The organism is Neobacillus piezotolerans, assembly GCF_003362805.1.
GTDB lineage: Bacteria > Bacillota > Bacilli > Bacillales > Cytobacillaceae > Bacillus_D > Bacillus_D piezotolerans.
This window is the reverse complement of the sequence record NZ_QNQT01000002.1, coordinates 721,487-736,033: the sequence shown is the minus strand read 5'-3', so window position 1 is coordinate 736,033 and position 14,547 is coordinate 721,487. Positions and strand designations below refer to the sequence as shown.

15 protein-coding genes are annotated in these 14,547 nt (G+C 40.9%); 5 read left to right on the top strand and 10 right to left on the bottom strand.

Features of this window, described 5'->3' with window-relative positions:
• The first annotated feature begins 247 nt into the window (after positions 1-247).
• Together DRW41_RS08665 and DRW41_RS08660 are read left to right on the top strand one after the other, a co-directional pair.
• Positions 248-1,537, top strand: coding sequence for a phytoene desaturase family protein (locus DRW41_RS08665; RefSeq protein ID WP_115451549.1), 1,290 nt, complete (start codon positions 248-250; stop codon positions 1,535-1,537).
• Positions 1,534-2,400: an RNA polymerase sigma-70 factor gene (locus DRW41_RS08660; protein WP_115451548.1), complete on the top strand. Its 867-nt coding sequence runs from the start codon at positions 1,534-1,536 to the stop codon at positions 2,398-2,400. Before DRW41_RS08665 ends, DRW41_RS08660 begins: the two co-directional genes overlap by 4 nt.
• Positions 2,401-2,560: 160 nt before the next feature.
• Here DRW41_RS08660 and DRW41_RS08655 read toward each other — a convergent pair whose 3' ends face one another.
• The 3 genes from DRW41_RS08655 to DRW41_RS08645 form a co-directional block, all read right to left on the bottom strand.
• Positions 2,561-2,998, bottom strand: a complete 438-nt coding sequence (locus DRW41_RS08655) for a GNAT family N-acetyltransferase (protein ID WP_439330858.1) — start codon at positions 2,996-2,998, stop codon at positions 2,561-2,563.
• 264 nt (positions 2,999-3,262) lie between these two features.
• A complete protein-coding gene (locus DRW41_RS08650; RefSeq protein WP_115451546.1) occupies positions 3,263-3,709 on the bottom strand; it encodes a DUF6376 family protein in 447 nt (148 codons plus the stop codon).
• Between the two features lie 231 nt (positions 3,710-3,940).
• The gene (locus tag DRW41_RS08645; protein WP_245959382.1) at positions 3,941-4,444 is read right to left on the bottom strand and encodes a VOC family protein; all 504 of its coding nucleotides are present in this window, start codon (positions 4,442-4,444) and stop codon (positions 3,941-3,943) included.
• Positions 4,445-4,983: 539 nt separating this feature from the next.
• Between DRW41_RS08645 and DRW41_RS08640 the strand changes: the two genes are divergently transcribed.
• Positions 4,984-5,466, top strand: coding sequence for a nucleoside deaminase (locus DRW41_RS08640; RefSeq protein ID WP_115451545.1), 483 nt, complete (start codon positions 4,984-4,986; stop codon positions 5,464-5,466).
• A gap of 185 nt (positions 5,467-5,651) precedes the next feature.
• On the opposite strand, the gene DRW41_RS08635 is transcribed toward DRW41_RS08640, so the two are convergent.
• Positions 5,652-6,320: a hypothetical protein gene (locus DRW41_RS08635; RefSeq protein WP_142752201.1), complete on the bottom strand. Its 669-nt coding sequence runs from the start codon at positions 6,318-6,320 to the stop codon at positions 5,652-5,654.
• 305 nt (positions 6,321-6,625) lie between these two features.
• Between DRW41_RS08635 and DRW41_RS08625 the strand changes: the two genes are divergently transcribed.
• A complete protein-coding gene (locus DRW41_RS08625; protein WP_115451542.1) occupies positions 6,626-7,624 on the top strand; it encodes a hypothetical protein in 999 nt (332 codons plus the stop codon).
• Positions 7,625-7,695: 71 nt separating this feature from the next.
• On the opposite strand, the gene DRW41_RS08620 is transcribed toward DRW41_RS08625, so the two are convergent.
• The 3 genes from DRW41_RS08620 to DRW41_RS08610 all read right to left on the bottom strand — a co-directional run bounded on the left by DRW41_RS08620 (position 7,696) and on the right by DRW41_RS08610 (position 10,774).
• Positions 7,696-8,625 carry a nucleoside hydrolase gene (locus DRW41_RS08620; protein WP_115451662.1) on the bottom strand — a complete coding sequence of 310 codons (930 nt, stop codon included), beginning with the start codon at positions 8,623-8,625 and terminating at the stop codon, positions 7,696-7,698.
• 165 nt (positions 8,626-8,790) lie between these two features.
• Positions 8,791-9,708, bottom strand: coding sequence for a pseudouridine-5'-phosphate glycosidase (locus DRW41_RS08615; RefSeq protein ID WP_115451541.1), 918 nt, complete (start codon positions 9,706-9,708; stop codon positions 8,791-8,793).
• Entirely contained in the window at positions 9,692-10,774 is a 1,083-nt protein-coding gene (locus tag DRW41_RS08610) for a carbohydrate kinase family protein (protein WP_181884479.1), read from the bottom strand. Before DRW41_RS08610 ends, DRW41_RS08615 begins: the two co-directional genes overlap by 17 nt.
• A gap of 553 nt (positions 10,775-11,327) precedes the next feature.
• On the opposite strand from DRW41_RS08610, the gene DRW41_RS08605 reads away from it, so the two are divergent.
• Positions 11,328-12,434, top strand: coding sequence for a carbohydrate kinase (locus DRW41_RS08605; protein ID WP_115451539.1), 1,107 nt, complete (start codon positions 11,328-11,330; stop codon positions 12,432-12,434).
• Between the two features lie 345 nt (positions 12,435-12,779).
• Here DRW41_RS08605 and DRW41_RS08600 read toward each other — a convergent pair whose 3' ends face one another.
• The 3 genes from DRW41_RS08600 to DRW41_RS08590 all read right to left on the bottom strand — a co-directional run bounded on the left by DRW41_RS08600 (position 12,780) and on the right by DRW41_RS08590 (position 14,527).
• Complete coding sequence (locus DRW41_RS08600) at positions 12,780-13,757, bottom strand: NAD(P)-dependent alcohol dehydrogenase (protein ID WP_115451538.1); 978 nt, start codon at positions 13,755-13,757, stop codon at positions 12,780-12,782.
• Between the two features lie 192 nt (positions 13,758-13,949).
• Positions 13,950-14,321 carry a hypothetical protein gene (locus DRW41_RS08595; protein WP_115451537.1) on the bottom strand — a complete coding sequence of 124 codons (372 nt, stop codon included), beginning with the start codon at positions 14,319-14,321 and terminating at the stop codon, positions 13,950-13,952.
• The gene (locus DRW41_RS08590) at positions 14,318-14,527 is read right to left on the bottom strand and encodes a hypothetical protein (protein ID WP_115451536.1); all 210 of its coding nucleotides are present in this window, start codon (positions 14,525-14,527) and stop codon (positions 14,318-14,320) included. The genes DRW41_RS08595 and DRW41_RS08590 overlap by 4 nt, the downstream gene beginning before the upstream one ends.
• Positions 14,528-14,547: the final 20 nt, after the last annotated feature.

The window sequence follows — 14,547 nt, the reverse complement described above, 5'->3', positions numbered from 1 at the left end:
CCTCTTTTTTCTTAAATACTAAAATAGTTCTTTTTTACCCTGCTCCTAGCAGATTGCGAGCGGAATGGACAATCATAAAAAAAGATACTAGATAGTGATCCCTATACATGCTGCAGAGGTGCACCACAAAAGATTGAATTTTTAAGTATTTTTTCTTCGACTCCATCAAAAAACTTTCGCCTCCATTTTGTCACAGAATCATTCACTTATCCGTTATGTTGGTAATTAATCGAAAAGGATGATGACGATGACAAATTATGAAGTGGCTATTGTGGGTGGGGGAATTTCGGGTTTAACATCTTCGATTTATGCAGCAAGAGCTGGGAAACGAACCATTGTATTGGAACAGCAAAAACAATTGGGAGGCAGAGCCATCACGAACAAGAAGCTGGGGGTATATTTTAATTTGGGGGCTCATGCACTATATAAAGGAGAAGCATATGAAGCATTCCGCGAACTCGGATTACGGCTCGAGGGAAGTACACCGTCTATAGATGCTTACGTGATGTGGAAAGAACAACTTTTAGCATTGCCAACGAACACATCCTCCTTCTTTCAAACACCGCTCCTGAGCTGGGGAGGAAAGCTCGAGCTTGCAAAATCGTTCATGAAATTAGGAAAAATGGACACGAGTGTATGGAACCACATCAGTATCCGCGATTGGATTGAAACCCAATTACATGATCCAATGCTGCGTAACGTCTTCTATGCACTGCTCCGAACATCCACTTATGTATTTGCACCTGAATTACACAGCGCTGGCCCTGCCTTAAAGCAGCTGCAGCGCGCACTAAAAGGAGTCTTGTATCTCGATAAAGGCTGGGGGACAATCGTAGAACAACTGCGTGAACTCGCTGTCAAACAAGGCGTAGAGATAGTTACTGGTTGTAAGGTGGCTGAAGTCGAACATCAAGATCAAAAAGTTCACTCGATTTTATGTGAGAGTGGCGCCAGAATAGAAGCAGCGAATGTTATACTAACTACACCGCCTTCCATTTCTCACAAACTAGTTCCACATGCGGATCAGACTGCACTGGACACATGGAACAAGCAAGCGATTCCAGCTACGGTCGCCTGTCTAGATATTGGACTGCGCCAACTGCCTATAAAGGAGCACCAATTTATTTATGGATTGGATCAACCAATTTTCTTTACCCACCAATCACGGGAGGGTAAGCCAAGGCCGGCTATTTTGAGTGATGATGGGACAAAAGTGATATCGCTGATTAAATATCAAGGTCCACAAATAGATGCAGCAAAGGATGAAAATGAGCTCGAACATGTATTAGATGTGGTTCAGCCCGGCTGGCGGAATGAAGTAGTTACAAGACAGTTCCTGCCGAGAATGACTGTAGTCCACGATTTTCCTCATATGAAAAGAATGGAGAATCCAGGCCCTGCTGTTCCTGAAATTGAGGGATTATATGTTGCTGGTGACTGGGCATCACACGGGGAGCTGCTCGTTAATGCATCCGTAGCCAGCGCGAAACGAGCAGTTTCACAATTACTAAATGCTAGAGAGGAAATCAAAGTATGAGCATGGAAGAACTTTATCGAACTTATCAGCCTCTACTTTTTTCCCTTGCCTACCGTATGTTAGGCAGCGTGATGGATTCGGAGGATATTGTCCAGGAAGCGTTTATAACCTTTGATCAGCTCCCCAACCACGACCATATTGAAAACAAAAAGGCATATCTATGTAAAATCGTCACCAATCGCTGTCTGGACTTGTTACGGTCATCCGCAAAAAAACGCGAGGTGTATGTCGGCCCATGGCTTCCGGAACCACTGCTTGAAATACAGACTTCACCAAACGATCCTTCCCAAGCCTTCTTGCAACAAGAGTCCCTCTCAAACGCATACTTGCTATTATTACAACAGCTAAATGCAACGGAAAGAGCCGTCTTTTTACTCCGTGATGTCTTCCAATATTCGTATGATGAAATAGCTGAAATTCTTGGAAAAAACAATGCTAACTGTCGGCAGATTTTTCACCGTGCAAAAAAAGGCATGGACTATAATCCTAAGAAACAACCTTCTATTTCAGTAGCCGAATCGACTGTAAAAGAGTTTGTACAGTCTATCTTGAATGGCAACGTAAATCAATTATTGAATCTAATTAGTGAAGATGTGGCAATGTACTCAGATGGCGGCGGAAAAGTAATGGCCGCCCAAATACCTATTTTGGGTGCAGCCAAAGTAATACAATTGCTTCAAAACTTATTGAAAATATATGCAGGAAAGTTCTCTATCACATTTACAACAGTCAATGGGCTTCCTGGACTGATATTAACGACCGATGAGGACCTAAAATATGTGTACTCCTTTGACTTTAACGACAATCGAATTCAGACGATTTTCACGGTTGCTAATCCCGATAAACTACGGCATTTGCAATAGAAGACCCCTGCGGTTACTAAATCGTAATTCACATTCTTACACAAAAAACAGCTGGCCAATCCTTCAAGCCAGCTGTTTTTACTATTTATCGATCATTCATTCAGTAAGTTACTTTCTCCAGGCCTTTGAGCTCGCTAAATTTATGGTAGTTTTAAAAAAGTTAAAGTTTCAGCTTTAAACCTTCATGTGTTGCTTTAAAACCTAACCGTTCATAAAATCTTAATGCATCTGGCCTTTTTTTGTCCGTTGTCAGTTGTACTAAATGACAACCACGTTCTTCCGCACGTTGAATTGCGTATTTTATAAGTTCAGTACCTACACCTTTGCCCCTTACAGAAGCTGATGTTCTCACTCCTTCGATAGTTGCTCTCCATCCACCTTGATGTGTTAAATACGGTGTAAAAGTAATTTGCTGCACTCCAATTACTTTATTCCCGTCACAAGCTACTACTAACTCGTTATTAGGGTCAGATGTAATAGCCTCAAAAGCTTTTATGTAACTATTAGGAAGTGGATGCTCATATCGTTCACGTTTACTTCCTAAAACATCATCAGCAAGCATTGCAACAATACTATCTAAATCTTTTTCAGTAGCCATTCTAAACCTAATTTCAGTCTCCAATAAAACCCCTCCTCTTTTTAGTAAACCCTTAGTTACTTTCTATGCTAACAGCTTTATACCATAAGGGTAATTATTACTTTTTTATGAGGTTTCATTGATTTCACTTATATAATTCTTGGATATTTTTCTTTAACTTATGTTCACAAAAAAAGACCCTTGGCTAGGGTCCATCAAATACCTTATTACGCCTGATCTCCAAGATGCACTCCTTGAAGTAGGCGGAAGAGCGATGGGAACGGATTACCTCCCAAGTTCCTTTATCTGCTCATAAATCGACATGATATCTTGAATTGGTTGGGCAAGATCCTCATTTTTCAGGACTTCCTCACCAAGGGTTCCGTTTTCTATGTTCTGAAGATAAAGATTAATCTTATCCAGCAATTGTGCGTTTTTTTCCTCTATTTGAGTGTGAAGATCCGAGGCAATTCCTGGAGCTTCAAGCTTATCGAATGCCTGGATTTCTCTTTTCATGTTCTCTAGCTCGGTTTTTAGGTCTTCGACAGCCTGTTCATCCTGGAGGGCTTGTTGAACTTTTTGTGGAGCCTCCTGGGCAAAAGTGGTCGCCTTATCTACATAATTCGAGACACCATTTACGTATGAAAGTATATCATTTGCTTCATCAAGGAGCGAACAGCCCCCCAAAAGCAGCATCAAAGCCGACGCTACCCCCAATAACTTAAGTTTCAAGTATAAAACCTCCCTAATAGCCCTTCATTCTATCAAAATTATTAAAGATAATCTAGGCACCCATCTAGGGTAAGTATTGCCAAAACGAGGAATGCCTTATCTCTTTTTTTGCATACAGGAAATTCAGTACCTAATTAAAAAATGGGGAACCTATTGATTTTTTCTTCTTCATTAGCTCTGCATATACACCTTTGGGATCCAGCAGTTGAATTTATAACTTGGTTTCGTTGCCTAACCGTTCCGTCGTTCCCATTCTTCTAAAGTCATCATTTTAAATTCCTCTTCAAAATCAATCCTTAAAGGCGAAATTAATTCAATACTATTCCCATCCGGGTCCTTAAAGTAAATTGCTGCATGCGCTTGTGGATTATTAGGTAATACTAATGGTTGTTTTTCAGGAGGGAATCCAAAGTTAGTTGAGACCGCTATTCCTCTTTCTTCTAACGATTCTTTAATATTTTCCAAATCTTCTAGATCAATACGTAAGGCTACATGCCTTAATGAAGGATGGTAAGGTGTTTGAACTTTATCAGTCTCCCACAACCCCAGCCAGCTTTTCCCTTTTTCAATCCAGAAAAATGCTAAGTTTTCTTGTTTGTACGCAATTTCCAAATCTAATTTTTTATAAAATTCTATTGATTTTTCAAGATTACTAACAGGTAAATGCGCCTCATATAACCCTTTAATCAGAATAAAACCTCCTTGTATTATGCTTAGAAATTTTTTAAAAATCATAATATCTAATATACAAACTCAATCGTTTTAGCCGTTCTATCAGCAGCCGTTTTGCCCAAAATTTACTTAAAAAGATAAAGTGCTATATTAATTCCAGAAGATACCCTGCCGGAGGTGATCACGTCGCCATCATGAAAGTAGAATTCCAACTTTGCGGCTTTTCATTTTTAGAATCTCCTTTAATCGTACATTTTATCTTCTATTTCTATCCTGACATATTGATTTAGAAAAACAAAAAATATAGTCTCAAAGAATAAAAAAAGCCTAAATTAGTGCAAATCAACCTCAAGATTTAATTTGAAAAGAAAATCGTAAGTGGTTAAAAAGGTTATAAATAAAAAAGTCCTCCCAATGATCTTCCTATTACTTTTTTAAAGAAATAAAACCAGCATTGCGTACATCTACCCCACCAGCAGGAGTGGGAGGGTTTGTTTGACTTACGTTGAAAATGCTATAGTTTTATATATAAATAAGATTAGCTTTTAATTAGACAAGTCTTCCCCAAACAGATCTTGAAAAAAGACGAGGAGGATTCAATTATGATAAATGATTCAGATTTGAAGCACCTGCGCCGTTGTATTGAATTAGCCAGCATCGCGCTGGAGAAAGGTGACGAGCCATTTGGTTCTGTCCTTGTCTCTGCCAATGGAGAGGTGCTTGCAGAAGATCATAACCACGTTGCAGGTGGTGACCATACCCAACACCCGGAGTTTGCTTTGGCGCGATGGGCTGCCAGTAACTTGACACCTGAAGAAAGAAGCAAGGCGACCGTATATACTTCTGGCGAACATTGCCCTATGTGTGCTGCGGCCCATGGTTGGGTTGGGTTAGGCCGGATTGTTTACGCAAGTTCGTCCGAACAGTTGGTAAAATGGTTGAGTGAAATGGGAGTTGCTCCATCGCGCGTTCGGAACCTTTCTATTCAAGATGTGATTCTTGATACCCCAATAGATGGCCCTGTTCCTGAACTAGCAGAGCAAGTTCATCAACTCCATCGACAGTTTCATGCAATGAGACGTTGAACATACCTCTTCTCGACCCGTTTAAACCTGTCATAAGCCCAGTCCCCTTGCTGAAATACAATGATAGAATAGTGGGGACTGACACATTAGCAAAATACCTCTCTTTCTTATAGGACTTTGCGTCTTTTAAAAATGCTCAACAAAAAGTGCGTTAAACCTAACTGGATCAACGCACCTTTCGATGTTTATTTCTTATTTGCTAATGCAAGTTTTTCTTTAGATGGAGTTTCGTATTTTATTCGCTCATTTTTGTAAATATATAAACCGCCGCCAACTCCATAATGATTATCACCATAATGGCCGGAAGTGTACGTATAGACTCGATAAACCTCGCCTGGATTTAAGTAGCGAACAAGTATTTCCTTTCCTTCTTCATTAATCTTCAATAGAGGGGGATTCCCATCTGTAGCTGTTATTCTCCCAATCTGACCAGGTTTTAATTCAGCGTTATCCCACATTACTATTGAAGACGGAGTTTCTGAAATTGATGAAGGTTTATTTACCAGGGCCAGTTTTACTTTTGATGGAGTTTCATATTTTAGATAACCAGGAGTAGTGCCAGGTTCTTGCGCCACATATAGGTTGCCACCTAAACCATAAAGCGGGATATCACGGTTAACTTTAGTTGTATAGACTCGGAATACTTCACCAGGATTAAGATAACGAACAGGAGAAAGGTATGAATTTTTCTCCAGCTTAAACAACATAGCTCCTTTGGTTATCGTAACCCTCCCAATTTGGCCAGGCTTTAGTTCCGCACCGTCCCACCATACCTTTGAAGTTGAAGCTTCCGCGGTTGTGTTGAATGGGGAAATCAAGCATATTGACACCAATACCATTAAAATCTTCTTCATGCTGCCACCCTTTTCCTAATTTTAATAATATTTCAATATAAGCGTAACACGCTAAATATTTGATTACCATTTATCGGACTCTTCCTTCTTTAAATACCTCGTTAAGATTCCAGCATTTTAATGACTACTTTAGCGCGCTCTTAGTGAAAAATTGATTATTTTAAATTTTTATTCTGCAAAAATTTTGCTCTGTTTTTTTTAAAATAATACGACTAAAAATCTGTAAATAAGCAAACCTAATTGAAATTTCTATTTGCTTGATACGTATATTAAGTAAGGAAATTTTATTAAAGGATGTGGGTATAATGAGAGTTAAAAGGAAGATGAGCCTTATGATGATTATTTTATCCTTGATTCTTGGGTGCGAATCTAAAGAAGATGGACCAAAGGCAAAAAATGTTGATAATACTGGCAAGAATCAAAATAGTAAAATAGTAAAAAAGCCTCGGTTAAGGTGCAATCCATGTTTATGGTCCCCTGAAGAGTGGGGAGAGCAGTCGGATCAGGCTTTTCCAGAAGAAGGGCAATTCTGGGCAACCGATAAACCAAAAAAATTGGAAAGGGTTGCATTTGGGGAATTAAATCACATCCCTCTAAATATTAAGGTATCTATAAAACAGTTTAAAGTTCATACTGAACTTCCCACCATACCAAAAGAACTCCCAGTTTATATGCAAGGCAGCTACCCATCTCGTCATAAAGAACTCCTTAAATCGTTTACCCCATACCACGAAGTTCTAGATTATCACCCCTCCTATTCAGGCATATACTTTGCAGGCATTGATCCAATTACTGAAAAACTTGATGAACCCCAACAGCATGATATCGAAAATAAGGCGAAAGAGGTTCTCGGAAAATTATTAATGCCTGATTCAAGCCCATCAACAGTTCAACACAATGACGGGAGCTGGACGGTTACTTTTTATCGATATATAAATGGATACAAAGTGTATGTGGACAAACCAATAAGAATCGGTTTTGATAAAGAAGGCCGGGTTGTTTCAATCGCAGGAAGAAGAAAACCAATCATTGAGGAAAGTTATTATCCAACACGTTCACCAAATGAAGCAATAGAGGACTTACTAAAGGGAAAATGGCTACTTCTCGATGCTTATGAATTTTTTCCAGAGTTCAATAGGGAGACTGATCAGTTTGTAATAACTGATATTGAAATAGCCTACCATGAACAACAACCCTTTACCTCAAGACAAGTAATGCAGCCTTATTATGTTTTTAAAAATAAAGAAGGGCAGGCGCTGTACGTACCTGCAATCGCAGATCCGTATACAGAGGTCTTGAATTGATTTTGGCCGTCGCCAACGAACAAAAAAATGACCCGGCTTCTCTTTGCCGGGTCTAGTAAAAACTTTTGTAATTAGTATTTTTTCAACGCATCAATCATCAGCTTCCAGAAGCCTTCCACATCCAGCTCGAGCCCAAACTTGGCGTTTACTTCTCTGCCGGTTACCCCATGCAGATCAACGAGCGTTGTTCCTGCTGTGAACTCGCCTTTTGTTTCGACTGTGATATTGACATCCTTCATTTTGAACAATTCCGGTGCGACGCAGTAAGCGACTGTCAAGACATCGTGTACCGGCGCTCCGTCAAAATCAAACATTTCTTTATAGGTAGAAGCAAAGAATACTAATAATTCGCCAACGATCCGTGCGACATTATTATCAATTTTGTTCACTTGTTCGATGACTTCTTTTGTTGCCAAGGCCTGGTGAGTAATATCCAGTCCCATTACAGCGATTGGAACACCGCTATCGAACACTTTTTTAGCAGCTTCCGGATCGGCCCAAATATTGAATTCAGCGGTTGGCGTCCAGTTTCCGAACGTCCCGCCGCCCATAAGGACAATTTCTTCTATATTATTTTTAATTTCCGGTGCTTTGGTTAACGCCAATGCAACATTTGTTAACGGCCCTGTTGGCAGGATCGTAACAGGTTCATTTGACTCTTTTACCAGTCTAATAATGGTATCGGAACCGTGTTCATCACTCCAGCTCCGGGATGGATCAGGCAACTCCGGACCATCCAACCCTGAATCCCCGTGTATACCAGGTGCGGTTTCGCGAACGCGGATTAAAGGTTCGCTTGCGCCTTTTGAAACAACAACATCTTTTAATGAAACCAAATCACAAACTTTCAACGCATTATTCGTTGTTTTTTCAATCTCCGCATTCCCTGAAACGGTTGTGATTCCAAGAATCTCTAATTCCGGCCTTGCGGCAGCTAAAATAATTGCTATTGCATCATCATGTCCCGGGTCGCAATCTAAAATAATTTTTCTTTTATCCACATTATTCACCCCATCAAATTTTTGCACATTAAAACCGTCATCGTTCCTGAACTCATCTTCAGCCATCTCTTATTGTGAACGTTTTCAGGAAACTTTTTAATAAAACAACTTCTATAAAGTGAGCGATTACGCCACTTTATAGAAGCTGTAGTTTTAACAAATCAATTACTTTGTTTTGTTGTTGAAGCTAACTGCAAGTTGGGATCCAACTTTCGCATTGTGTTTTACCAATTCGATATTGGCGACAAGGCTCTTGCCTTCAGTCAATTCTTTGATTTTTCCAAGCAGGAATGGCGTGGTGTCCTTACCGGAAATGCCTTTTTCTTCTGCTTCTTTAACTGCATCTGTGATAATGCCATTGATATAATCTTCATCCATCGCATGCTCTTCAGGGATTGGATTCGCGATTACTGCTCCGCCTTTAAGGTTCAATTCCCATTTCGTTTTCAATGTTTCAGCGATTACATCGATTGAATCAGTGGAGAAGTTTAATTTAAATTCGCTGTTTCTTGTATAGAATGCAGGAAGAACTTCAGTTTCGTAGCCGATGACAGGAACGCCTTTTGTTTCAAGGTACTCAAGTGTAAGAGCAAGGTCGAGGATTGATTTCGCACCCGCGCAAACGACCGCTACATTTGTTTGTGCCAATTCATCAAGGTCAGCTGAGATGTCCATTGTTGTTTCAGCGCCTCTGTGAACGCCGCCGATACCGCCAGTTACGAAGATGCTGATGTCTGCCATTTCAGCACAGATCATAGTTGTGGCTACAGTTGTCGCACCCAGTTTTTTCGTTGCAACAATTGCAGCCAGATCACGGCGTGATACTTTCGCAACGTCTTTGCTTTTACCAAATAGCTCTAACTCTTCATCAGTTAGGCCGATTTTAATTTTTCCATCAATAATCGCGATTGTTGCCGGAACAGCGCCGTTGTCGCGAACAATTTGTTCAACTTCACGCGCCATTTGGACGTTTTGCGGGTAAGGCATACCGTGTGAAATGATTGTGGATTCAAGTGCTACGATTGCTTTGCCTTCTTCTTTCGCTTTTTGTACCTCTGCGGATAGTTCAATATACTGTTTCATTCTGAAATTCCTCCATATCCAAATTGAATTGTTGTTGGGATAGTTCCTGTCTAACTGTGTACTTTGACATTATGGTTTTGTGCGCATTGACTAAACCGGATTTAATAATGTAGTCAAGGTCTTTCTTTTGTAACCAGGAATAAACAACTCCTGAACAAAATGAATCACCCGCGCCTGTCACATCGACAACCGTTGGCGTTTTAATGGCTGGATAATAACGTATTTCGCCGTTTTCAAATCCCGCCATAACACCTTTTGAACCATTCGTGATGATGACATTTTTCACGCCTAATTCAAGCCACTTCTTAACTGCTTCTTTCCAGTCTCGTTCATCATCGATTTTCATATCCATGTAGGTTTCAGTTTCATCCCTATTAACGATGAGCCAGGATAAAGCATTCAGGTTCTTCGGAAGCCTATTCATTTTAGGGCCTGAAACAGGGATAACGATTAATGGAATGTGATATTTTGATGTAAAACCACTGAGAAAATCAATCGTTTCTCCTGGACAATTCAAATCAACGACGATACATTTCGCTTTCCTAAGCAGGTTGCTGTTTTTTATTAACAACTCAGGTGTAATACTTTCGTAAATATCCATATCTGCCAATGCGACTGTTAAGTCACCATTTTTGTCTAAAACGGCAGTATAGGAACCTGTTGACGAATTTTCAAAAGGGGTGACATGTTCCAAATTCATAAAGGGTGAGGACAGTTCATAAATCATGTCCCATTCAGAATCATTGCCCCTGGCAGATAGTAATAGTACTTCCTCGCCTAATCTCCCCAGGTTTTCAGCAATATTCCTCGCTACCCCTCCTACCGAAGTAGAAGATTTCACTGGATTGGATGTCTCATTTGTGATTTCCTCTTTTGCATAAAACTTTCGGTCAACGTTAGCGCCGCCAATGCAAATAATGGGAGATGTTTCATTTAAAACAAACGCTTTTCCTAAAACATAGTCTTTCTTAATTAGTTCAGAAATACTGCCCGTAATGGAGGTCATTGGGATTCCCATTAATTCCGATAATTCCTCCTGGGAAATAAACGGGTTTGCCCGAACCATTTCCAAAACCAATTTTTCGTTTCTGGTAAGATCATTCGCCACTCCTACAACCTCCCTTCGCGACAAAAGTTTATTATATAAACATAAGTTTAGTATACGTTTTCATCTTCGAAAGTCAACTATATTATTCGAAAAAAATAATCCCATAATTCCCCACCGTCTATGGATGGACGGTGAAAGCTTGGTATTACGGGATTTACTAGCCTGTCTCCAACTTGGTAAATACATTTTATTATTCAACCTCAACTAATCATTTATTCAGCAATAAATTCAAGTGATGATTTTGTGGTTTAAAAAAAAAACCAAATTTGCTATTTGTCCAGCTTCAGAGAAATGGACTACCGTTTGTCTCTCCATTTTCGATGGCGTATAATTTATTTTGCCAAGAGAACGGAAATCTGACTAAGTTTTGCAGGTTTTTTTAAAAAAAATTCGTCCATCCTGTATGGCTAAATTGCACATATGTTGTTAATCCTTGTAAAATTAAGCGTTTACAAACTTCCGTTTATAGAATAATCTATTGTTTAAAAGAGAAGAGAAAGGGGGGACCTCGATGGATAAAGAAAAGCAAATCTTGGATTTGATAAGAATGAATCCTTTCATTTCCCAGCAGGAGATATCAAGCATTGTCGGCTTGTCACGCCCAGCCGTCGCCAATTATATTAGCAGCCTGACCAGACGCGGGGAGATTAAGGGGCGAGGCTATATTCTTAGGGAAGAATCATCGATTATTTGCATTGGAGGGGCGAACACGGACCGGAAAGCACGAACGGATAAGAAAGTGCGATTGTATTCTTCCAATCCGGTCAAAATAACGGAGGCTGTTGGCGGGGTGGCGCGTAATTTTGCGGAAAATTTAAGCCGGCTCGGCGTGAGCGTATCTCTCATGACTTGTGTCGGGGATGATAAGGAAGGAAATTGGATCCTGAAGGAAACAAAGGGCCAGGGAGTCGATGTCAGCCAAGTATGGGTGCTCCCTACTGAACGGACGGGTACCTTTACCACTTTATTGGATATTGATGGTGAAAGCATTGTCTCAATGGCCGACATGAATATATACGAAAAATTGACCATTTCCATGTTCGAGGAAAAATGGTCCCATATCGCTGCTTCGCAAGCAGTTTATTTGGATACGAACATTCCGAGTGATTGTATTAGCTACCTGATTAAACGCTGCAAGGACGAAAACATTTCTCTGTACATTGACCCAGTCTCCACGGCCAAGGCGCAAAAACTTCCTTTTCGCCTTGACGGAGTCGCGCTAATGCTGCCAAACCAGGAAGAAGCGGAAGTCCTTTCTGGAATTAAAATTGACTCAATTAACGATTGCCAAACCGCTTGTGAAAAAATAAGGCAACGCGGGGTTGAAAAAGTGATTATCACACTCGGTGATCAGGGGGTCTATTACGACTCAGTGGAGGAATCCGGACATCTGCCAGCTTTCCAAAGGGAAGTGGTTGATGTAACTGGAGCGGGTGAAGCCTTTGGTTCATGCACAATATACGGACTTATGAATGGCAAATCATTGCTGGACGCCTGTCAATTAGGCCTCGCTGGATCCGCACTTGCCCTACAAACAGAAAAATCAATTTCGCCTTTTTTAAACCCTGAAACCATTTACGAACTCGTGAAGGAGTATAGAAGAGAAAATCATAGTTGACTAGGGTGTCACTCAACGGGGTTTGAGTGACTTCCTTTACGGGTTTTCTCCTGCGCTTGTCAGATATCCGAGCCTTTTCTGACAACCCTACCCGGTTTTCCCCTCCGCTTGTCAGATATCCGAGCCTTTTCTGACAAGCCAACCCGGTTTCCGCCTGCGCTTGTCAGATATCCGAGGCTTTTCTGACAACCCTACCCGGTTTTCCCCTCCGCTTGTCAGATATCCGAGCCTTTTCTGACAAGCCAACCCGGTTTCCGCCTGCGCTTGTCAGATATCCGAGGCTTTTCTGACAACCGTACCTCGATTTTCCCCTGCGCTTGTCAGATAGGAGGATTTTAAACCAGACTATGCTGAATTTATTACACTAACAATCACTTTACCCTGGGCGTGGCCTTCACCAAGGTAACGAATCGCTTCTTCCGCCTGGCTTAAAGAATATCGTCTATCTATAACCGGCGCTATCTTGCCTGCGAGGAAAAGCTCTTTTAAAAAGGCCTGGTCCTTTTTGTTCGGCCTATGAACCAGGATGCCCAACTTCTTCCTTTCATATCTTGAAATCCCTGGCCCTAAGAACAATAGCTGTAAAATAAGATAAAGCGTTCCACCGACCATCACATATTTACCGTTTGGGTTTAATGCCCGCTTGTATGTAAAAATTGACCGGGTTCCCACAACATCCAGAATCAGGTCGTACAACTGTCCATTTTTGGTGAAATCTTCTTGAGTGTAATCAATAACATGGTCTGCCCCAAGGGACTTGAGCACCGCCAATTTCTTAGTACTATCCACACAAGTGACTTCCGCTTCGTAAAGTTTGGCAATTTGCAGCGCAAATGTCCCGACTCCCCCGCCGGCCCCATTGATTAGAATCTTTTGGCCAGCTTGAATCCCGCCTTTATCCCGGAGCCCCTGCAAGGCAAGGACTCCCGCCTGAGGAATTGCGGCCGCTTCCTCGAAAGTCATTCCAGCGGGTTTCACTGACAGTGCCTCTTCTCGAACGCAAACGTATTCCGCAAATCCACCCCAGCCACACCAGGAAATATCCCCGAATACCTCATCACCGATCTGAAGACTATTTACATCGCTTCCAACTGCTTCAACAATCCCGGCTATGTCCGCACCAAGTATCTTATATTGTGGTTTGAAGAGTCCCCCAAGGCGCGCCAGAAATGGTTTACCTCTCAGGAGATCCCAATCCCAGGAATTTACGGAAACTGCATGGACTTTTACCAATACCTCATTGTGCTTTGGTACAGGTATTTCTACCTCAGCCAAATTAAGAATCCCTGTTGTTCCGTATTTATCGTAAACCATCGCTTTCATGAAAAGGTTCTCCTTTTATCCTAGCAGGATTTTATTCCAATTAATTCTCGTTCAAACTCCCAATCTCCTTCCCGTCTCCCTTTAAGCAACCTACATTTTTCCATATAAAAAAAGCACCTCAAGTGCTTTAAATTTTTTTATATGCAACTTCTCTCAATGAGTATTATGCAAAAGAATCGCTGATATCTTCCTCTAATCAGTCGCCATTATATACTCACTAACCCGATTATCTTCATCAAAATAAATGACGAGCCAGGCATCATCGATACTGATAAAACCAGGCTCCGGCCCTAAATTATACGCAAGGGTATTGTCGTTCCTGTTTCCTATTGGACCCAAATCTGTTGGTTCACCATCCGGACCCAATAACTTAACTATTTCCTGTTTAGTCATGCCAACCAATTGGTAGGAAGTAAGTAAATCATCAACAATTTTCCCGCGTTCAAAGGGTTCAGCAATCCACTTTTCAGTTGAAAAATCATTCTGTTTTTCAAACCAAATGTATATTCCACCAATGGCAACAAAACAAATTACAATGAAAACAGTGAACTTTTTCATTCTCACAACAGTTCCACCGCCTTAGCAAGTCCAAATATGAACAAAAGCAGCCCGAGCAAAATGGCTCCGCCTATAAAAGAGAATACCAAGTCAAAGAGAAACGAATAAGTGCCCATTGCTTTATTTTCCAATGATTTTGCTTCATGAACAAAAAAGAAAATCGCCCCTACTATAAGGATTAATCCGAGCAATGATACTAAAAGCCAAACCATCCGCCGCGCTCCAATCGTAT

Excerpts from the sequence above, each read along its gene's own strand:
- DRW41_RS08640 (WP_115451545.1), top strand. The coding sequence starts at position 4,984 with ATGATAAATGATTCAGATTTGAAGCACCTGCGCCGTTGTATTGAATTA.
- DRW41_RS08635 (WP_142752201.1), bottom strand. The coding sequence starts at position 6,320 with ATGAAGAAGATTTTAATGGTATTGGTGTCAATATGCTTGATTTCCCCA.
- DRW41_RS08665 (WP_115451549.1), top strand. The coding sequence starts at position 248 with ATGACAAATTATGAAGTGGCTATTGTGGGTGGGGGAATTTCGGGTTTA.
- DRW41_RS08610 (WP_181884479.1), bottom strand. The coding sequence starts at position 10,774 with ATGGTTCGGGCAAACCCGTTTATTTCCCAGGAGGAATTATCGGAATTA.
- DRW41_RS08655 (WP_439330858.1), bottom strand. The coding sequence starts at position 2,998 with ATGGCTACTGAAAAAGATTTAGATAGTATTGTTGCAATGCTTGCTGAT.
- DRW41_RS08660 (WP_115451548.1), top strand. The coding sequence starts at position 1,534 with ATGAGCATGGAAGAACTTTATCGAACTTATCAGCCTCTACTTTTTTCC.
- DRW41_RS08605 (WP_115451539.1), top strand. The coding sequence starts at position 11,328 with ATGGATAAAGAAAAGCAAATCTTGGATTTGATAAGAATGAATCCTTTC.
- DRW41_RS08600 (WP_115451538.1), bottom strand. The coding sequence starts at position 13,757 with ATGAAAGCGATGGTTTACGATAAATACGGAACAACAGGGATTCTTAAT.
- DRW41_RS08625 (WP_115451542.1), top strand. The coding sequence starts at position 6,626 with ATGAGAGTTAAAAGGAAGATGAGCCTTATGATGATTATTTTATCCTTG.
- DRW41_RS08590 (WP_115451536.1), bottom strand. The coding sequence starts at position 14,527 with ATGGTTTGGCTTTTAGTATCATTGCTCGGATTAATCCTTATAGTAGGG.
- DRW41_RS08645 (WP_245959382.1), bottom strand. The coding sequence starts at position 4,444 with ATGATTTTTAAAAAATTTCTAAGCATAATACAAGGAGGTTTTATTCTG.
- DRW41_RS08615 (WP_115451541.1), bottom strand. The coding sequence starts at position 9,708 with ATGAAACAGTATATTGAACTATCCGCAGAGGTACAAAAAGCGAAAGAA.